The 17,936-nt window shown below is 70.6% G+C and carries 18 protein-coding genes and 1 pseudogene; 11 read left to right on the top strand and 8 right to left on the bottom strand.

Annotated elements, in window-relative coordinates:
• Positions 1-141: 141 nt before the first annotated feature.
• From K3N28_RS14960 to mraZ, 4 genes are read right to left on the bottom strand one after another with little or no spacing between them, the layout of a single operon-like run.
• On the bottom strand, positions 142-2,400 hold the full coding sequence (locus K3N28_RS14960) for a penicillin-binding protein 2 (RefSeq protein ID WP_228093352.1): 2,259 nt from the start codon (positions 2,398-2,400) through the stop codon (positions 142-144).
• A gap of 8 nt (positions 2,401-2,408) precedes the next feature.
• Positions 2,409-2,981, bottom strand: coding sequence for a hypothetical protein (locus K3N28_RS14955; protein WP_228093351.1), 573 nt, complete (start codon positions 2,979-2,981; stop codon positions 2,409-2,411).
• Complete coding sequence (gene rsmH, locus K3N28_RS14950) at positions 2,978-3,949, bottom strand: 16S rRNA (cytosine(1402)-N(4))-methyltransferase RsmH (protein ID WP_228093350.1); 972 nt, start codon at positions 3,947-3,949, stop codon at positions 2,978-2,980. The genes K3N28_RS14955 and rsmH overlap by 4 nt, the downstream gene beginning before the upstream one ends.
• Before the next feature lie 17 nt (positions 3,950-3,966).
• Entirely contained in the window at positions 3,967-4,398 is a 432-nt protein-coding gene (gene mraZ / locus K3N28_RS14945; protein ID WP_228093349.1) for a division/cell wall cluster transcriptional repressor MraZ, read from the bottom strand.
• Positions 4,399-5,106: 708 nt separating this feature from the next.
• Between mraZ and K3N28_RS14940 the strand changes: the two genes are divergently transcribed.
• The 5 genes from K3N28_RS14940 to K3N28_RS14920 all read left to right on the top strand — a co-directional run bounded on the left by K3N28_RS14940 (position 5,107) and on the right by K3N28_RS14920 (position 11,523).
• Complete coding sequence (locus tag K3N28_RS14940; protein ID WP_228093348.1) at positions 5,107-6,351, top strand: MurT ligase domain-containing protein; 1,245 nt, start codon at positions 5,107-5,109, stop codon at positions 6,349-6,351.
• Positions 6,352-6,376: 25 nt separating this feature from the next.
• A complete protein-coding gene (locus K3N28_RS14935) occupies positions 6,377-7,093 on the top strand; it encodes a type 1 glutamine amidotransferase (protein WP_228093530.1) in 717 nt (238 codons plus the stop codon).
• A 232-nt stretch (positions 7,094-7,325) separates the two neighbouring features.
• Positions 7,326-9,236: a beta-galactosidase gene (locus tag K3N28_RS14930; RefSeq protein ID WP_228093347.1), complete on the top strand. Its 1,911-nt coding sequence runs from the start codon at positions 7,326-7,328 to the stop codon at positions 9,234-9,236.
• A 46-nt stretch (positions 9,237-9,282) separates the two neighbouring features.
• Positions 9,283-10,875 (top strand): MDR family MFS transporter, encoded by a 1,593-nt coding sequence (locus tag K3N28_RS14925; protein WP_228093346.1) that lies wholly within the window; start codon positions 9,283-9,285, stop codon positions 10,873-10,875.
• 33 nt (positions 10,876-10,908) lie between these two features.
• A complete protein-coding gene (locus K3N28_RS14920) occupies positions 10,909-11,523 on the top strand; it encodes an NADPH-dependent F420 reductase (protein ID WP_228093345.1) in 615 nt (204 codons plus the stop codon).
• A 110-nt stretch (positions 11,524-11,633) separates the two neighbouring features.
• On the opposite strand, the gene K3N28_RS14915 is transcribed toward K3N28_RS14920, so the two are convergent.
• Positions 11,634-12,098, bottom strand: a complete 465-nt coding sequence (locus tag K3N28_RS14915) for a hypothetical protein (protein ID WP_228093344.1) — start codon at positions 12,096-12,098, stop codon at positions 11,634-11,636.
• Between K3N28_RS14915 and K3N28_RS23560 the strand changes: the two genes are divergently transcribed.
• The 5 genes from K3N28_RS23560 to K3N28_RS14895 all read left to right on the top strand — a co-directional run bounded on the left by K3N28_RS23560 (position 12,097) and on the right by K3N28_RS14895 (position 15,560).
• Positions 12,097-12,372: a Scr1 family TA system antitoxin-like transcriptional regulator gene (locus K3N28_RS23560; RefSeq protein WP_374209787.1), complete on the top strand. Its 276-nt coding sequence runs from the start codon at positions 12,097-12,099 to the stop codon at positions 12,370-12,372. The genes K3N28_RS14915 and K3N28_RS23560 overlap by 2 nt on opposite strands.
• 2 nt (positions 12,373-12,374) lie before the next feature.
• The gene (locus tag K3N28_RS14910) at positions 12,375-12,620 is read left to right on the top strand and encodes a DUF397 domain-containing protein (RefSeq protein WP_228093343.1); all 246 of its coding nucleotides are present in this window, start codon (positions 12,375-12,377) and stop codon (positions 12,618-12,620) included.
• A 77-nt stretch (positions 12,621-12,697) separates the two neighbouring features.
• A complete protein-coding gene (locus K3N28_RS14905) occupies positions 12,698-13,549 on the top strand; it encodes an NAD(P)H-binding protein (RefSeq protein WP_228093342.1) in 852 nt (283 codons plus the stop codon).
• Between the two features lie 105 nt (positions 13,550-13,654).
• On the top strand, positions 13,655-14,797 hold the full coding sequence (locus tag K3N28_RS14900; RefSeq protein WP_228093341.1) for a DUF6183 family protein: 1,143 nt from the start codon (positions 13,655-13,657) through the stop codon (positions 14,795-14,797).
• Between the two features lie 130 nt (positions 14,798-14,927).
• Positions 14,928-15,560 (top strand): hypothetical protein, encoded by a 633-nt coding sequence (locus K3N28_RS14895; protein WP_228093340.1) that lies wholly within the window; start codon positions 14,928-14,930, stop codon positions 15,558-15,560.
• Between the two features lie 97 nt (positions 15,561-15,657).
• On the opposite strand, the gene K3N28_RS14890 is transcribed toward K3N28_RS14895, so the two are convergent.
• From K3N28_RS14890 to K3N28_RS14880, 3 genes are all read right to left on the bottom strand, one after another.
• Positions 15,658-16,860 carry an MFS transporter gene (locus tag K3N28_RS14890; RefSeq protein ID WP_228093339.1) on the bottom strand — a complete coding sequence of 401 codons (1,203 nt, stop codon included), beginning with the start codon at positions 16,858-16,860 and terminating at the stop codon, positions 15,658-15,660.
• Complete coding sequence (locus tag K3N28_RS14885; RefSeq protein WP_228093338.1) at positions 16,857-17,075, bottom strand: hypothetical protein; 219 nt, start codon at positions 17,073-17,075, stop codon at positions 16,857-16,859. Before K3N28_RS14885 ends, K3N28_RS14890 begins: the two co-directional genes overlap by 4 nt.
• Before the next feature lie 160 nt (positions 17,076-17,235).
• Positions 17,236-17,712 carry an RDD family protein gene (locus K3N28_RS14880; protein ID WP_228093337.1) on the bottom strand — a complete coding sequence of 159 codons (477 nt, stop codon included), beginning with the start codon at positions 17,710-17,712 and terminating at the stop codon, positions 17,236-17,238.
• 112 nt (positions 17,713-17,824) lie between these two features.
• Here K3N28_RS14880 and K3N28_RS23555 point away from each other — a divergent pair.
• Positions 17,825-17,926 (top strand): annotated as a pseudogene (locus K3N28_RS23555) (aspartate racemase); the annotation flags it as partial.
• Positions 17,927-17,936 lie beyond the last annotated feature (10 nt).

The following is a 17,936-nucleotide window of genomic DNA, read 5'->3' as shown; positions in this document are numbered from 1 at the left end:
CGCGCCACATTCCCGCACCCGTCGCCCCACCCACACCCCGAACCGGAGCGGCTGCGCGGCGTCCCATTCCCATGCCCGTCATCCCGTCATGTCCCGCCGCGACTCCACGCCCCGGCCGGGGCCGAACCGCCGCGCCGCGCCTCATCCCCATATGTCGAACGCCGGGGCCGGCTCGGTCGCGGGGCGAACGCCGAAGTAGCCCAACGCGAACTCGTTGATCTCCTTGAACGCCTCGCCGGTCGTCGAACCGCCGCCCCCGCCGCCGGGGACGTAGACGCTGACGGCCACCACGTACTGCGGGTCCTCGGCCGGGGCGAAGCCCACGAACGAGGTCACGTTGCCCGGCGCGTACTCGCCGTCGACCACGAGGCTGCCGGTGCCGGTCTTCCCGGCCAGGTGGTAGTTCTCCAGCTGGGCGTTGCGACCTGTGCCGGTCTCGGCCGCGATGGGGGCCTGCAGCAGGTACTGGAGGTTCCGGGCGGTCTCCGCCGAGATCACCTGGCGGGTCTCGGGCTCGGGCTCCTCGCCCTCGACGACGTTGCCGTCCTCGTCGAGCGTGCCTTCGACGACGTTCCCTTCGGCGTCCAAGAGATGGTCCACGAGGGTGGGCTGCACCCAGACGCCGTCGTTGGCGATGGTGGCGTACACGGCGGCCATCTGCATGATCGTCGCGGTGCCCTCGTGGCCGATCGGGACCGAACCCTCCGAGGTGCCCGACCAGTTCTCGGGCTCCTGCAGGATGCCCGAGGACTCGCCGGCGACGCCCACGCCCGTGGGCGCGCCGAGGCCGAAGGCCAGCTGGTACTCGTACAACTTCTCCTTGCCGATGCAGTCGGCCAGCTGAATGGTGCCCACGTTGGAGGACTGCGCGATGATCCCGGCGAGGCTCAGCACCGCGTCGCCGTGCTGGTAGCCGTCCTCGTACCAGACCCCGCCCTTGTTGATCGACTGCTCGACGGCCATCGTCCCGTCGGCCTCGATGCAGCCCTCTTCGAGCGCGGCGGCGAACACGATCGCCTTGTGGATCGAACCGGGGTCGACCGTGGCCTGCGTGCCGTAGTCGCGGTAGGCCTCGGTGTCGTCCACTTCGAACGGATTGGCCGCGTCGTACGTCGGGGTCGAGGCCATCGCCAGCATCTCGCCGGTCCCGACCTCCATCACCATCGCCGAGCCGAATTCGGCGTCGTGCTCGGTGACCGTGGCCTCGAGGATCTTCTGCACCTGGAACTGGAGGTCGGCGTCGAGGGTCAGCTGGATGCCTTTGCCCGGCACCGCCTCCTCCTCGCGGTAGAACGCGCCCGGAATCGGCTGACCGGTCTGGCTGCGCTCGTAGGAGACCGAGCCGTCGGTACCGGAGAGCCACGTGTCGTAGGCGGCCTCCAGGCCGCCGAGGCCCTCGCCCTCGTCGCCGCCGGTGAAGCCGATGACGTTGGCCGCCAAGTCGTGTCCGGGCACGACGCGGCGCTCGTCGTCGCCGATGATGAGGCCGGGGTCCTCCAGCTCGCGGATCTCGTCGCCGATCGCGAGGTCGACGCCGCGCTGCAGGTACACGAAGCGGATGTCCTCGCCTTGGGGGGTCTGCTCGGTCGCGATGAGCGGCTCCAGTTCGGACGCCGGTCGGCCCAGCAGCTGCGCCAGGGTCGCCGCCAGCTGCGCCGGGTCGCTTTTGACCATCGCCGGGTCCACCGCGATGTAGTTCGCCTCGATCGAGTAGGCGAGGCGGTTGCCGTTGCGGTCCATGATGGATCCGCGCTCGGCCGGGAGCGGCTCGGTGGTCAGGCGCTGGTTGAGCGCGTCCGCCGCGTACGCGGCCGAGTCGGTGATCTGCAGCTGCACGAGCCGCCCGCCCGAGACGATCAGCAGGATCATCACGAAGGCCGCGGCCATGCGCAGGCGCCGCGACGGGTTGCCCAGGCGCGGCAGGCTCGGCAGCGGCCGGACCGGCGCCGGCCCGCCGGCACGGCCCGTCCGCCGGGGCGCGCCTCGGCGCTGCGGCTTCACCGTGCCGGTGCGCCGGGTCGTGGACGTGCGCACGGTCCCGGTGCGCCGCACCGGCTCCGATTTCACGGAGCCGGTGGCGCGGGAGGTCGTGGCCTTCGATTGGGTTCGGGGCGTGCGCGGTTCGGGCGGTATCGTGCCGGTCTCGCGCAGGCGTCGCTCGCGTGAGCGGGCCGCGGCCTCGCGGCGCCGGAGCGCCGCGAGGTCGTCGGTCTCGTGCTGTTTCGCCGTCCGATTGCGCTCGCGGCGCGCGGCCTCGCGGTCGCGCGCCCCGTTCTCGCGGGCCCGGTTGTCCTCGGGCCCCTCCGCCGCCTCGCGGACGGTCCGCCCGCGAGGCGTGTAACGACGCGCCCGGCTGATCGAGGAGGGGTCGCGCCGTCGACGGGGGTCGGATTCGGTCATCGACGTCCTTACTCTTCGTTCCAGGGCACCTCGACGGTCTCGCCGCCGGGCAGGTACAGGAAGGTCACCTTCTCCGGGCGCTCCATGCCGTAGAGGACGGCCTGGGACTGGAGGTAGTTCGGCATCTCCATGCGGGACAGCTCGTCGGACAGCGCCTGCTCGGTCTGGTCGAGTTCGCCGGCCTGGGCCCGCAGCTCCTGCAGGTGGTAGGCGTCCCGGTTGATGACCGTGTTCAGCACGAGCAGGCCGACGATGCCGGCGACCACGAGCGCGAGGATGCCGCCGACGAACGCCGGGCGCGGCACCTCGACCGGCTCGGGGACGGGCTTCGCCTTGGTCTCGGTGCGGGTGCGCGGGAGCACCACGGTGTCGCGCTGCGGCGCGGCCGGGGCCTCGACGGGCGGCGACTCGACCGGTATGGTCTCGGGCTGCACGGCGAGGTTGCCGTCGAAGGCAGGGGCATCGGAGGCGGCGTCCCCGACGAGGGACCGGCGACGCGAGGACGCGGCACGGGCCCGGCGACGGGCGGCCTTGATGATCTCCTCGGGGTCGGCCTGAGCGCGACGGTACTGGTCGCTCATGATGCGCCTCCTGCTTCTCTGGACGGTGCGATGCGTTCTGCTGCGCGGAGCCGGGCGGGCGCCGCGCGCGGATTGCGGTCGAGTTCGGTCTGGGTCGGTTGCTGGGCCTTCTTCGTAAGGAGTCGAAAGGTGGGCTCGGTGCCGGGGAGGTCGACCGGGAGGCCGACCGGGCTGGTGGAGTGGGCCCGTCGGGCCAGCTCCTGTTTGGTGATGCGGTCTTCCAGTGAGTGGTAGGACAGGACGACGACGCGGCCGCCGGGGGCGAGCCGGTCGAGCGCGGCGGGCAGGGCCCGCTCCCACGTCTCGAGTTCGCCGTTGACCTCGATGCGCAGGGCCTGGAACGTGCGTTTGGCGGGGTTGCCGCCGGTGCGGCGGGCCGCGGCCGGGATGGCGTCCCGGACGAGGTCCGCGAGGGCGCGGCTGGAGGTGATGCGGGCCTTGTTGCGGGCGTACACGATCGCGCTGACGACGCGCGGCGCGAACTTCTCCTCGCCGTAGACGCGGAGGATCCGCACGAGCTCCCCGGGCGCATAGGTGTTGACGATGATCTCGGCGGTGAGGTCGTCGTCGGGGTTCATGCGCATGTCCAGGGGCGCGTCCTGGCTGTAGGCGAAGCCGCGGTCGGCCTGGTCGAGCTGCATCGAGGAGACGCCGAGGTCGAAGAGGATCGCGTCCGCGGTCTCGAAGCCGTTGTCCTCCAGGACTTCCGGGATCGCGTCGTAGACGGCGCGGGCCGGGATGAAGCGGTCGCCGAAGTCGGCGAGGCGCTTGGAGGCGAGTTCGAGCGCGGTCGGGTCGCGGTCGACGCCGATGACCGTGAGGCCGGGGTGAGCGGTCAGCAGGGCCTCGGTGTGCCCGCCGGCGCCGAGGGTCGCGTCGACGGCCAGCGCGCCGGGCCGGGACGCGGCGGGCGCCAGGTAGTCGAGCACCTCGTCGAGCATGACGGGTACGTGCGGTGCGTCGTTCATTCCGCTCACCTCCTTCTCTACAGTCCTTCGGGCAGGTCGCCCTCTTCGATGTCGGCGAAGGCCTCCTCGGAGGCCTCCAGGTAGTCGTCCCAGGTCCGGGAGTTCCAGATCTCCACGCGGTTGGAGGCGCCGATGACCGCGAGGTCGCGGTCGAGGCCGGCGTACTCGCGCAACCGCGGGGGGATCGTGACGCGGCCCTGCTTGTCCGGGACCTCGTCGTGGGCCGAGGCGAAGAACACGCGGCTGTAGGCGCGGGCGGTCTTGCTCGACATGGGAGCCTGTTGGAGCGCTTCGGCGATGCGCGTGAACTCCGCTTCGGGGAACACGTACAGACAGCGTTCCTGGCCCTTGGTGATGACGACTCCTTCCGCCAGTCCTTCCCTGAACTTCGCGGGGAGGATGACGCGGCCCTTGTCGTCCAGGCGCGGGGTGTGGGTACCGAGGAACATCGGCGCCACCCCCCGTGACTTTCAGGCTGCGCGGCCGCTCCGACCGCGTAGGCGGGGCTCCGGCCCCGCCATTGCGCCCCACCTTACTCCACTCTCCCCCACCCTTGGGGGTTGTTTCCGCGCGACATTCGTGGTGGGCGTGGCGAAGCGGCTGGTCAAGGTTGGTGGAGGACAGTGGAGTGACGAGTGCGCAACAAGGGTCACTAAAGATGAGCTTCATTCGTTGTTTACTCCTATGAGCAGTAAGCGGCGCAAGCCGATCGCGCTTCGGGCCACGGCACGGGCACGCAGGGCGACGGGCGCGGGCACCCTGCGCGCACGTGCGGTCACTGTGGAGTGACGCGTGGAGGGCCGTGGGGAGCGGGCGGCGGAGGAGGGCCGGCGAGGCGCGCGAACCGTGAGCCGGTCGGAACGGGCCGCGGCCTCCGGCGGTCCGCGAGTCGTCCCCTTCTCCCGGCGGGTCGCGGTTGCGGCGACGCCGGCGAGCGGGTCCCTCGGCTCGGCGCGCAGCGGTCCGCGGCGGCGGCGCCGCGGGCGCATCGGCGTTCATCGCTGCGCCTCCTCGCGTGGTCTGGGGCGATTCACGACTCGCACGCACCGCCGAGGAGGACAGCTCACGCTCAGGGCAGCTCATCACGGGTTCAGGCGGCCATGTGACAAACTCTTGTGCATAGTCGTTGCGTCCGATCAAGCCGAAAGCGAGCCCGCATGAGCGCGAATCTGACCCCACGCGCGAAATTCGCCACCACGCTCCTCAGGACCGCGGCCGCGCTCTCACGTGCCACGGGCCGGGGCGACGGCTCGGTGATCGGCGGGCGCGTCGGGTTGATCGTCGAACCGAGGCTGCTGGAACTGCTGGCCGAGGGCCGCCACGTCGTGCTCATCTCCGGCACCAACGGCAAGACCACGACGACCCGGTTCACCACGGCCGCCATCGAGGCGATCGGGAAGGTCGCCACGAACTCGTTCGGCGCGAACATGCCCACCGGGCACACGACCGCGCTCGCGAAGGCGCCGAAGGCCGAGTACGCCGCGCTCGAATGCGACGAGCACTACCTGGGGCAGCTGCTGGACGCGGCGAGCCCGAAGGTCGTGGCCCTGCTGAACCTCTCGCGCGACCAGCTCGACCGGGCCATGGAGGTCACCGCGCTCGCCGCGAAGTGGCGCCAGACCCTGCAGGCCTCGGCCGCGCAGACCACGGTCGTCGCGAACGCCGACGACCCGCTCATCGTGTGGGCCGCCTCGGTCTGCCAGCGCGTCGTGTGGGTCGCGGCGGGCCAGAGCTGGACCGCGGACTCGGCGATCTGCCCCAACTGCGGCTCGCACCTCGACCGCTTCGGCGAGTTCTGGCGCTGCACCAACTGCGGCCTCAACCGGCCGAGCCCGCAGTGGTCGGTGGCGCAGCAGGGCGAGGCCGTGGTGGGTCCCGACGGTCGCCGCTACGAGCTGAACCTGCAGCTGCCGGGCCGCGTGAACCGCGCCAACGCCGCGACCGCCCTGGCCATCGCGAGCCTGTTCGGGGTCGACCCGGCGCAGGCCGCGCCGCGGCTGTCGGAGGTCGCCTCGGTGGCCGGGCGGTACGCGAAGGTCGAGCGGGAGGGCCGCCACCTGCGGCTGCTGCTGGCGAAGAACCCGGCCGGGTGGCTCGAGTCGTTCGACATGATCGACCCGAACCCGCCGGTGGTGCTGTCACTGAACGCCCGCGAGGTCGACGGCTTCGACACGTCCTGGATCTACGACGTGGACTTCACCTCGCTCGCGGGCCGCAAGGTGGTCGTCACGGGCGACCGCCGCACCGACCTGGCCGTGCGCCTGGAGGTCGACGGGGTCGACTTCCTGGTGGTGGACGACATCCGGGCCGCGATCGCGGCGGTGCCGCCGGGTCCGGTCGAGGTCGTCGCGAACTACACGGCCTTCCAGGACATCCGCGCCGAATTCAACCGGGTCAACTAGCGAAAGCGAGCGTCCCACCGTGGCAATGAGCACCCTGCGCATCGTCTGGCTCTACCCCGACCTCCTGTCGACCTACGGCGACCGGGGGAACCTGCTGGTGCTGGCCCACCGGGCCCGCACCCGCGGCATCGACGTGGAGCCGATGCAGGTCCGCAGCGACCAGCGCATCCCCCACACCGCCGACATGTACCTCATCGGCGGCGGCGAGGACGGCCCGCAGGCCGTCGCGGCCGAGCGCCTCCTCGACGACGGCGCGCTGAACCGGGCCGCCGAGGCCGGGAAGCCGATCCTCGCGATCTGCGCGGGCTATCAGCTGCTCGGCGAGTCCTTCTACGCCAACGGCCGCGCCTACGCCGGCTTGAACATCCTGGACCTGCGCTCGGACCGGGGCCCGTCGCGGGCCGTGGGCGAGATCGCCGGGGACGCCGCCCCGCAGCTGGGCATCGGCCCGATCACGGGGTTCGAGAACCACGGCGGGCGCACGCACCTGGGCGAGGCCGTGCAGCCGCTGGCGCGCGTCACGGCCGGGGTCGGCAACGACGGCGCGACCGAGGGCGCGTGGGCCGGGCACGTCATCGGCACGTACATGCACGGTCCGGCGCTGTCGCGCAACCCGCGGATCGCGGACCTGCTGCTGGCGTGGGCGGTCGGCACCGATCCGGCGCACCTGCCCCCGATCGACGACACCTGGCCCGAGCGGCTGCGCGCCGAGCGGTTCCAGGCCGTGACCGCCGCGCAGTAACCGAGCCGCTCCCTTCGCGGGGCCGCGCGCCGAGCGGCGCCCGGCCCCCTCCTCGGCGTGGCGACCGCGACGCCTCCGCCGAACGTCTCCTCCGCTCGCATTAGGCTGGCCAAACCATCCCAGAACCAGTTAGTTTTGTCAGGCAACTAACTGATCCCCAAATCGCCGCCCCGGCGAGCCGCGCCTCCCGCGTCGGCGACCCGCGTGCGGTGCAGTGTGCGACGGAGGACCCATGGACTGGCCCAAAGGCGTCGAAGGCTTGAGCTACGGCGGCGACTACAACCCCGAGCAGTGGCCCGAGGAGGTCTGGGACGACGACGTCCTCCTCATGCGCGAAGCGGGGGTCAACCTCGTCAGCGTCGGCGTCTTCTCCTGGGCCCGGCTCGAACCGCGCGAGGGCGAGTACGACTTCGGCTGGCTCGACCGGGTGCTCGACAAGCTCCACGCCGGCGGCATCGGCGTCAACCTCGCCACCCCGACCGCCTCGCCGCCGCCGTGGTTCACCCTCGCCCACCCGGACGCGCTCAACACGCGGCCCGACGGCGTGCGGCAGGTCCACGGCTCGCGCGACACCTACGACGTCTGCGCGCCCGCCTACCGCGAGGCCTCCCGGCGGATCGCCGCGAAGCTCGCCGAGCGGTACGCGCAGCACCCGGCGCTCGCGATGTGGCACGTCCACAACGAGTACGGCTCGGCCACCTACTCGGCCCACGCCGAACGCGACTTCCGCGTCTGGCTGCAGGCGAAGTACGCGACCTTGGACGCGCTCAACGACGCCTGGTGGGGCTCGTTCTGGAGCCAGCACTACAGCGACTGGGAGCAGATCCTCGCGCCCCGCGCGACCCAGTACCTCCACAACCCCGCGCACGAGCTCGACTTCAAGCGCTTCACCTCCGACGCGATGCTGGAGCACTACAAGGAGCAGCGCGATATCCTCCGCGAAGCGAACCCCGAGGTCCCGATCACGACGAACTTCGTGTTCGGCCAATGGGTCCCGGTCGACCCGTGGAAGTGGGCGGCCGAAGTGGACCTCGTCGCGTTCGACTCCTACCCGTCCGCGCCCGACGAGCGGGCCGAGCAGCAGAGCGCCCTCCACGCCGACCTCTCGCGCTCCTGGGCCGACGGCGGCGACTGGCTCCTCATGGAGCAGGCCGCCGCCACGATCCACTCCAAGGACGGCTCGATCGCCAAGGCCCCGGGCCGCATGGCACGCCACTCGATGATCCACATCAGCCGCGGCTCCAAGGGCGCCATGTTCTTCCAGTGGCGCGCCGGACGCGGCGGCGCCGAGCAGTGGCACTCCGCGCTCCTCCCCCACGCCGGCAAGAACACCCGCATGTTCCGCGAGGTCGCCGAGCTCGGCAACACGCTCCCGGGCATCGCGCACACCACCGAGGCCCCCGTCGAGGCCGACGTCGCGATCCTGTGGAGCCCCGAGACCTGGTGGGCCACCGCCGGCACGCACCTGCCCGGCCCGGTCGACTACTTCGAGAACGTCGCCCAGATCCACCGGGTCCTGCGCGACCGCGGCGTCGTCGTCGACTTCGCCTCGCCCGAAGGCGACCTCTCGAAGTACCAGACCGTGATCGCCCCGACCACGTACGTGCTCGGCCGGGCCGCCGCCGAGAACCTCCGCTGGTTCACCGCCGGCGGCGGCCGGCTCGTCGCCTCCTACCTCACCGGGGCCGTCGACGAGCACTGCCAGGTCTGGCTCGACGGGTATCTCGGCGGGCTCACCGACCTGTTCGGCATCCGCGTCACCGAGCACCTCCCGCAGCCCGCGGGCGAGGTGCGCGCCCTGTGGAACTTCGGCGCCGCCGAACGATTCTGCGAACTCGTCGAACTGCGCGGCGCCCAGTGCGTCACCCAGTACGCGAGCGGGGACGTCATCGAGAACCAGCCCGCCGTCACCGTCAACCCCTTCGGCGAGGGCGAGGCCTGGTACGTCTCGTGCAAACTCGTCGACGAGGCCTGGGACCGGCTGTTCGAAGAACTCCAGCTCACCGGTCCCGGGCGGGCCGGGCTCGACGTGATCGACCGCGGCGACTGGCGGTTCATCGTCAACCACACCGACGCCGAAGCACAGGTCGGCCACGTCATCGTCCCGGCCGGGTCGTGGGCGGTCGACAAGAAACCGCAATAGCGGATTTCGGCCCGCCTCCGCGGAGGCGGGCCATACGCTCGGGCTCATGACCGAACGCGCCGCCGCGAACATGAGCCGGCGAGAGCTGTACACGCTCTTCGGGGCGCTCATGCTCACCATGCTGCTCGCCTCCCTCGACCAGACGATCGTGGGCACCGCGCTGCCGACGATCGTCGGCGACCTCGACGGCATGGGCGACTACACGTGGGTCGTCACCGCCTACCTGATCGCCACCACCGCCTCGACCCCGCTGTACGGCAAGCTCTCCGACCTGTACGGCCGCAGACCGGTGATCCTCACGGCGATCGTGATCTTCCTGGTGGCGTCCGCGCTGGCGGGGCTCTCGCAGAACATGCTGCAGCTCATCCTCTTCCGCGGCCTCCAGGGTCTCGGAGGCGGCGGCCTCATCTCACTCGCGTTCACCGTCGTCTCCGACGTCGTCTCGCCCCGCGAACGCGGCAAGTACCAGGGATTCTTCGGCGCGGTCTTCGGCGTCTCCTCGGTGGCCGGGCCGGTTCTCGGCGGCTGGCTCGCCGAAGTGGACTGGCGGTGGATCTTCTACATCAACCTGCCCCTCGGCTTCGCCGCGATGATCGCGGTGAACCAGATCCTGCGCCGCCACACGTTCCCGACGAGGCAGCGCAAGATCGACTACCTGGGCGCGACGTGCCTCGTCCCTGCCGTCGTCTGCCTGCTGTTGGCAGTGACCTGGGGCGGGAGCGACTACGCGTGGGACTCGGGCGTGATCGTGGGCCTGTTCGCCGCGGCCGCCGCCTTGACCGTCGCGTTCCTCTACGTCGAGACGCGCGCCGAGGAGCCGATCCTGCCGCTGCGCATGTTCAAGCAGGGCACGCTCGCGCTCGCGGCCGTCATCGCCCTCGTGTTCGGCGTCGGGATGTTCTCGGGGATCGTCTACATCCCGCTGTTCTTCCAGATGGTGCGCGGCTACTCCCCCACCGCGTCGGGCCTGCTCATGATCCCGATGATGGCCGGGATGGTGCTGACCTCGGTGTCCTCGGGCTTCGTCATCTCCAGGATCGGCCGCTACAAGTGGTTCCTGGTGGCCGGCTCGCTCGTGATCACCGGCGGGCTGGCGCTGTTCAGCCGACTGCACGTGGACACGCCGCTGTGGCTCAGCAGCCTGTACCTGCTCGTCCTCGGCATCGGGATGGGCATGTTCATGCAGCCCTTGGTGCTCGCGATGCAGAACATCGTGAGCGTCGAGGACCTCGGAGCGGGCACGAGCACCAACAACTTCGCCCGGTCGCTGGGCGGCGCGATCGGCACCGCCGTGCTCGGCGCGGTCATGACCTCGCGGCTCAACGACGAACTCGCCGAGAACCTGCCCGAGGCGGTGGCCCAGCTGCCGCCGGAACAGGCCGCGGCATTCGGCGAGACCGACCTCTCCCAGGTCATGGAATCCCCGACGGTGGTCGCGCACCTGCCCGAACCGGTGAGGGTCGTGGTGCAGCAGGCCTTCACCGACGGCCTCGACCGCGTGTTCCTCGTCGCCGCGGGCATCGCCGCAGTGACGATCGTGCTGTCGCTGCTCATGCCGAACCTGACCCTCCGCGGCGCGGGCCCGGAGCACGACCCGGAAACGAAGGCGGCCGAGATCAGAGCCGAGACCACCCCCTGAGGCACCAGACCGTTCCATCCGAGGAGGAAGCACATGGAGATCCTGATCGTGGGCTCGGGCAACATGGCCCGGGGCATCGGCCTGCGGCTCGTACACGGCGGCCGCCGGGTGCGCATCGCCGACCGCGACCCCGACAAGGCCGCGGACCTGGCCGCCGAACTCGGCGAGAACGCCGGCGGTGAACCGCTCGACAGCCCGGAGGGCGCCGACGTCGTCGTCCTCGCCACCCCGTACGAGGGCAGCAAGGAGATGGCGCGACGGTGGGCCGACGACCTCGCGGGCACGACCGTGGTCGACATCTGCAACCCGGTCGACTTCGACACCTTCGACCGACTCGTCACTCCCGCAGGGACTTCCGCCGCGGAGGAGATCGCTGGGGCGGCCTCGGGCGCGAAGGTCGTGAAGGCCTTCAACACCACGTTCGCGAGCAGACTCGCCGCCCCGGGGCCACTCGACGTGTTCATCGCCGGGGACGACGAAGACGCGAAACGGCAGATCGCGGACCTGTGCAGCAGCGCGGAACTGCGGCCCATCGACGTGGGCGGCCTCCAGCACGCCGGCGCCCTCGAAGCGTTCCAGCTGCTCCACATGCGCGTCCAGGACCAGATCCAGGGCAACTGGTCGACCGCGATCACTTTTGCGCTCTGAGGGTTCGACCCAACTCCGAGGCCACGAGGGCCGGTCGATCCGTCGGCCGGTCCTCGTTCGGTGTCTTCAGACGCCGCGGCAGGGCGTCGCCTTGAGCGGGAGACCCGTGCTCAGTCTCGGTCGGGCGAATCCCGACGCATGCCGGCGGTGTAGCCGAGGAGGAGGTTCACGCCGACCAGGGCCAGCAGCGCGAGCGGAAGGTTCAGGGAAAAGAAGCCCGGGTTCCACAGATCGAAGCTCATGACCACGACGACCGCGATGACGGAAAGGGCGAAGGAGCCCCAGCTGGCCAGGCGGAGCTTCTTGGCGACGAGCACCCCGGCGATCATCGCGCCGAGCGGCACGAGCACCAGCGCGGCGAGGACGTACTCGAAGCCTTCCCAGTTGTCGTCGTACGAGTCCGAGCCGCTGGATGCCGCTCCGGCGGCGGCGGCGAAGCAGCCCATCGTCACCACGACAGCCGCGATGACCTGCGCGGCGCTGACCCAGAGCGTCCGGAGCATCGCCTGAACGCGCTCCGTTCGCCGTATCGGGACGCCGTTCTCATGTCCCCAGGGGTTGGCGTCTTCGCTCATGCGGCCGAAGTCTAGCGGTCCGTGCCCACCTCACGCCGAAGCGAACCGGCCTGCTCGCGGAGGGCCGGTCGATCCTGAGGATCGACCGGCCCTCGCTCTGCGTTCTCAGGATCAGCTCTCGAGTGTCGCCTACGTCGAATCCCTCGGCGGCGCACTGTATATCGAAGCCCCTCGCGTCGAGAATTTTCAACGGGCGTGGGAGGATCTGTGGAATGGCGCGCTCGACCGGCGGCGGTCAAATGCCCTGGTCAAGGCCGTTTTGAAGGAGACGTAGCGATGACGACCGGCACTAAGCAACAGCTTTCAAGCGAGGAGCTGGCCGGTATCCGATGGAAGGTCAGCACCCGAAGCACCAACAACGGCGGTCAGTGCGTTGAGGCCGGGCCGCTCGCTGACGGCTCGGGCCGGATCGCGGTGCGACACTCCCACCACCCCGACGGTTCGGTCATCGTCTACACCCGCGCCGAGTGGGACGCCTTCCTCGCCGGAGCCAAAGACGGCGAATTCGACTTCACCGACTGAAAGACGGCACAGCCGGGGCTGCGTCGGCCTGCGCCGCCTCACCAACTGAGGCGGCTGGTCTACGGAAGGGAGACGAGATGATCGGCGTTACCGGATCGACCGGGGGTGTGGGTTCCGGCGTCGTTCGACACCTCCTGGCCGCCGGGCGCGACGACCTGGCCGCGCTGGCCCGCCGTCCTGAAGCGATCCCGCCCGCGCCGGGCCTGGAGGCCCGCCGCGCCGACTACGACGACCCGGCCTCGCTCAAGGCCGCCATGCGCGACCTCGACGTCCTCGTCATGGTCTCCAGTGACGGCCGCGCCGAGACCATGGAACGCCACCACCGCAACGTGATCGCCGCCGCCGACGCGGCCGGTGTGGGCCGGATCGTCTACACCAGCATTCTCGACGTCGCCCCAGGCAGCGGTTTCTACTACGCCCCCGGACACCAGGCCACCGAAGCGCTCCTGGCCGGCCGTCCCCACTGCCTCGCCCGCACCTCCGTGTTCGCCGACTTCTTCACCGACAGCTGGCTCGGGGCCGCGCTCACCACCGGCGAACTCGTGCTCCCGCTCGGTCAAGCGGGGATGTCGCTGGTCGCCCGGGAAGACGTCTCCCGCGCCCTCGCCGCGGCCGTCCTCGACGGGCTCGAAGGCGTCCTCGAACTCACCGGGCCCGAAAATGCCACCGGGGACCGCATCGCCGCCCTCGCCTCCGAGGCGACCGGCATGCCCTTGACCTACCGGCCGATCGGCGACGCCGACTACCGCCCTCGGCTCCAGGCCGCAGGCGAACCTGACTGGCTGATCGAGGCGTACGCGAGCATGTTCGCCTCCGTACGCGCAGGCCGCTTCGCCTCCGCTCCCGGCGACGTCGAGCGCCTGACCGGCACACCCCCGGTGCGCTTCGACGCGTTCCTCCGGACACGCCTCGCCGACGGCGGCAGCTGAGCAGGGCCCGGGCATCGATGAAGGCTTCGGTGCGTCAGTTGTGCTGCAAGCGACCGCAGGGGCCGAACCAGGAGCCTTTCCGCTGACACGACCTATGCTCGCCAGGTGGACGAACGGATCCAGCAGATCGTGGCTGAGCTGCCTCGATTGAAGAGCGTTGACAAGGTGTTCCGGGAGGCTGACGAGCGCCTGGCCTCTGGCGACATCGCCTTCCTCGCCGATCTCGCCGGCGCCTTGATGGTCGAGAAGCGCGCTGCCGGCGGAGACGAGACCTGGCAGTACGGGTCCGTCTTCGACCACCTGCTTCGCCTCTTCGCCACGACGCCCGGGCGCCTCCATGTCGAGCAGGCCTTGCGGCTGGTGGCGATGGTCGCACCGGAGAGCGCTAATTTCGACCGCTATGTCGCTTCGATGCTGGCCTCGAGCCACATGCCCGAGGACCTGTCCGCAGCCTTCACGGGCGGTGACCCCGGGGCCTCGGAAGAGCTGCGGGCCAGTCTGGTGCACGAGTTGGTGCTCCGGGGTGCGGCGATCGCCGCGATACCGTCCATCCACCAGTGGACGAGGTCGGCGCATTGGCGTGACCACCCGCTCGGCGCTCTGCCGCTGGAACTGGACGCCTTCGAAACGGACTCCGCGCTGCCCCAGTACTCGTCGCGTGGATCTGCCAGCGCCATGCCTTACGGGCGGCCCGGCAACGACGCCCCCACGACGTTGCGCGGCGCTTCGCGGCTGCCGTCGGCCACCGAGGTCACCACCGAGGACTTCAGCTCCGATGCCGCCGCCGCGGTGATGAACTGGGTCGAGGAGTCCAACGGCCGCTTCGAGGCCCGAGCCTTCGACCTGGCCGAACCGGTCGCGGATGCCGGCCTGCCCGATCTGCTGGTCGAGCTGGATCTGGAAAGCCTGCGAGGCGTCGACGAGCAGACTCCCCTCACCTGGTCGCCCGTCGAGCCCCGTCGAGCCTGGCGAGTGCTGTTCTCGGCCGCGTCCTCGGGCGGTGCGTACAACTACGGGCATCGCGGGGCCTATGGGCGGCTGTACGCCCGGCGATCGATCGCCGCGCTGTCCGGCGCGAGCGCGACTGCTCCGTCTGCCGAGCTGGAGCAGCGCGTCCAAGCCTGCCGTTGGTTCAGCTTCACCGCTGACACGACATGGTTCGAACAGGTCGCCTGGGACATCGGGCTGGTCGCGCTGTCCCCCGACGCACGGCACGTCACCGTCCTGGCCGCCACGGACACGGACTGAACCCAGAGCTGCCTTGACTGGCGGAGGGCATCGTCGCCGCCGTCCCCCACGCCGACGATCCGGTTCCGGACGTGGTGTCGGTGCAGTAACTTCACGGGTGTCTCACACGCCTCCACTCGAAGGACCGATCGTGCACCCCGTCATCGCCGCACTGGCCGCCAAGAAGTTCCTCGCCGTCGCCGGGACCGGTCTCATGGGGCTCACCGGCCTCACCGCGTGCACCGCCGCCGATTCCAGCGACGACAGCGGCACCGAGACCGCCGCCGAGGAGACGACCGAGGCCGCTCCCGTGGTCATCGAATGCGACTACGTGCCCGCAGAGGCCGATCCCGAGGCCGGCCAGAGCATCGACGCCCCGCTCGACATGTGCGCGACCGGCAAGGTCGACACGTGGGACATCGCGGTCACCGCCGTGGAAGTCGACGCGACCGACACGATCCTGGCGGCCGACGCCACCAACGAGGCCCCCGCCGAGGGCTCCCAGTACTTCATGATCACGGTGACCGGCGCCAACAGGGCCGACGCCGCCGCCGCTCCCACCGATCTCCTGATCGGCGTCCGCAACGGATCCTGGACCTACCAGAGCGACTGCGGCATCGTCCCCAACGACGTCCTCGAGGTCGGCGAGGTCGCGCCCGGCGAGTCCTTCACCGCCAACCGGTGCGTCCCCATCGAAACCGAGAAGATCGAAGGCGCCGTCATCGAGATGGCGCTGCTGAACTCCTGGGACGTGGAGACCTACACGTATTACGCCTCCGCTTAGCGGTGCTCGCAGGTGGCGAGCTTCTTGCAGTGGGGCCGGCGTCCTGCTCGCGCAGCCGGGTCCACCGCCGCTCGGTCCGGTGAGGAGTACGTGGCGGTCATCGCGGCGTGGGCGTCCTGTTCGGGCGATGCAGGGCGAGGATCGCGGCGGCGGCGGTGCAGAGGGTGGCGGTGAGGACGAAGGTGCCGCCTGTCGCCGCCAGCGAAGCGAGCGTCGCGGTGCATAGGATCTCGCCGATGTACTCGGATTGGGCGAAGAAGGAGTGCGTGGTGGCGCGGATGTCGCTGGTGGTGCGGCGGTTGACCCAGATGGCGGTGAGGGTGCGGGTCAGGGGCATGGCGATGCCGCTCGCGATGATCACGGCGGCGACGGCGAGTTCGAGGGTGGGGGCCAGGCCGGTGAGCGCGAGGCCGAACGCGCCGGTGAGGCAGGCGGCGATGAGGCCGGTGCGGGTCCCGCGGTCGGTGTGGAGGCCGCGTTGGACGGCGGTGAGGGCGAGGGCGGCGAGCACGTAGCCGGCGAGCGCGATCGCCGTGAACCAGGCGGTGCCGGCCGGTCCGGTGGGCAGGCCGAGGTCGGCGAGGGCGACCGGGTAGACGCGGCCGAAGGCATCGGCGGCGCCGTTGACGAGGATGGTCACGGCGACCAGGACGAGCAGGGTGCGGTCGCGGACGGCCAGTCGGGCGCCTCGGCGCGCGATGTCAAGTGCGGCATGGACATGCCGGGTGCGAATGCGGATGAAGTTGCGTTCGGGCAGGCACCGGGCGAACCATGCGCCGAGAGCGAGCATCAGGACCCCGGCGGCGACGATCGCGGTAGGCCGATCGATGAGCGTTGCGAGCGCTCCGAAGGCGAGGATGCCGGTTCCCGCGCCGATCATCTGCCAGCGTCCCTGGGCGGCGAGGAGGAGGTGAATGCGGTCGGGTCGGTCGATCTCGTCGGTGGCCCAGGCGACGTCGGCGCCGCTGGCGAAGGTCCAAGAGATGCCCCAGAGCATCTGGGCGATCATCAGCGGGGCGAACTCGGGAGACAGCCCGGTGGTGATCATGGCGGCCGCCATGAGGAGGTGGGACACCACGATCGCGGGTTTGCGGCCGACCGTGTCGGCCAGGGCCCCGGCGGGGATCTCGAACGCGAAGCTCGCGATGCCCTGCGCCGCCGCGATCAGCAGCAGTTCGGCGGTGGACAGACCGGCGTCGACGACCATGTAGAGGCTGGTGACCAGCCACCAGCCCTGGTGCAGGACGGCCCTGAGGAAGTTCCAGGCCAGGAAGCGGCGCGCGAGGAGGTCGGGTGTCATCGGAGGCGCCTGGGGGAGGCGCGGACGAGGCGCTCGACGCGCACCACGGTCGTGCTCGGGGACTCGACTCGGATGCCGTACGCGGCGGCGAGCGTGTCGGTCAGGCCGGTCGTGCCCGCGTCGGCATGGGCGACGACCCCGAGGTCGACGCAGCGCCGCAGCGCTCCGGCATGGGCATCAGGTCGGGCATGGGCGGACTCGTGCGATCGGTTCATGGCTCCTCATGTGCTGGTCGGTCCTGGGCTCGCACATGAGTTGGCGCATGATCGGTTCCTCCGCATTCGACGGATGACGCAACGTCCTGACCCGCCGATCCTCCACCCGGGGGTCCGGTCCCGTCAACGGGATTTCGCCCGAGCCGTCGTTGAGCCGTGCCTACCTGGGGGTCGCGGGGTAGCCGCTCTCCTGCAGCGCGCGGGTCCGCTTCTCGTCGATGCTGATCCGCTTCAGCGATCCGTCGGCGTAGCCGCCGCCGACCACGACGGCGATGATCAAGAGCGGCAGCAGGATCGTGCGCACCAGCATCGCCCAGGGGCCCTTCGCGCCGATCCGGCCGCCGTCGCTGGCCCGAACCAGTCGGGTGCCGGTGCACACCGCGCCGAGCGCTCGGCCGTTGGTGTAGAAGAGGCCGTAGACCAGTGGCGTGACGAACAGCGTGGCGAGCACGCCGAGGGCGACCGCGTTGTTGCTCAGATCGAGGGCCTCCCCGATTCTCAGCGCGATCAGGGCGCCGACGCCGAAGAGCAGTACGAACATCACGAAGTCGATCAGCCAGGTGAACGTGAGGGCCCCTCCTCCGGGTTCGATGTAGGGGACGCCGTCGCCGAAGGTCTTGATCTTCTTCCCCGCCATGACCGCGACACTAGTGTTCCGCCGCAATTTCGAGCACCGGGTCGAAGGGCCTCAACGCTCCTCGTACCGCTGGTGGCTTCCGGCGACCGAAGACGGCGGGCACAGTGGGTCGATGCGCACCATCGGGTTGATCGGCGGGATGTCCTGGGAGTCCTCGGCCGAGTACTACCGCCTGCTCAACGAGGACGTCCGAGGCCGGCTCGGCGGGCGGCACAAGCGCCCCG

The sequence above is a fragment of the Glycomyces sp. TRM65418 genome (genome assembly GCF_019710475.1).
GTDB lineage: Bacteria > Actinomycetota > Actinomycetes > Mycobacteriales > Micromonosporaceae > Glycomyces.
This window is presented reverse-complemented; position numbering and strand designations above follow the sequence as displayed.

Bases quoted from the DNA above. Each gene is read 5' to 3' on its own strand.
- K3N28_RS14930 (WP_228093347.1), top strand. From the start codon at position 7,326: ATGGACTGGCCCAAAGGCGTCGAAGGCTTGAGCTACGGCGGCGACTAC.
- K3N28_RS14960 (WP_228093352.1), bottom strand. From the start codon at position 2,400: ATGACCGAATCCGACCCCCGTCGACGGCGCGACCCCTCCTCGATCAGC.
- K3N28_RS14935 (WP_228093530.1), top strand. From the start codon at position 6,377: ATGAGCACCCTGCGCATCGTCTGGCTCTACCCCGACCTCCTGTCGACC.
- rsmH (WP_228093350.1), bottom strand. From the start codon at position 3,949: ATGAACGACGCACCGCACGTACCCGTCATGCTCGACGAGGTGCTCGAC.
- K3N28_RS14915 (WP_228093344.1), bottom strand. From the start codon at position 12,098: ATGAGCGAAGACGCCAACCCCTGGGGACATGAGAACGGCGTCCCGATA.
- mraZ (WP_228093349.1), bottom strand. From the start codon at position 4,398: ATGTTCCTCGGTACCCACACCCCGCGCCTGGACGACAAGGGCCGCGTC.
- K3N28_RS14890 (WP_228093339.1), bottom strand. From the start codon at position 16,860: ATGACACCCGACCTCCTCGCGCGCCGCTTCCTGGCCTGGAACTTCCTC.
- K3N28_RS14885 (WP_228093338.1), bottom strand. From the start codon at position 17,075: ATGAACCGATCGCACGAGTCCGCCCATGCCCGACCTGATGCCCATGCC.
- K3N28_RS23560 (WP_374209787.1), top strand. From the start codon at position 12,097: ATGCGGCCGAAGTCTAGCGGTCCGTGCCCACCTCACGCCGAAGCGAAC.
- K3N28_RS14920 (WP_228093345.1), top strand. From the start codon at position 10,909: ATGGAGATCCTGATCGTGGGCTCGGGCAACATGGCCCGGGGCATCGGC.
- K3N28_RS14940 (WP_228093348.1), top strand. From the start codon at position 5,107: ATGAGCGCGAATCTGACCCCACGCGCGAAATTCGCCACCACGCTCCTC.
- K3N28_RS14905 (WP_228093342.1), top strand. From the start codon at position 12,698: ATGATCGGCGTTACCGGATCGACCGGGGGTGTGGGTTCCGGCGTCGTT.
- K3N28_RS14955 (WP_228093351.1), bottom strand. From the start codon at position 2,981: ATGAGCGACCAGTACCGTCGCGCTCAGGCCGACCCCGAGGAGATCATC.
- K3N28_RS14925 (WP_228093346.1), top strand. From the start codon at position 9,283: ATGACCGAACGCGCCGCCGCGAACATGAGCCGGCGAGAGCTGTACACG.
- K3N28_RS14910 (WP_228093343.1), top strand. From the start codon at position 12,375: ATGACGACCGGCACTAAGCAACAGCTTTCAAGCGAGGAGCTGGCCGGT.
- K3N28_RS14880 (WP_228093337.1), bottom strand. From the start codon at position 17,712: ATGGCGGGGAAGAAGATCAAGACCTTCGGCGACGGCGTCCCCTACATC.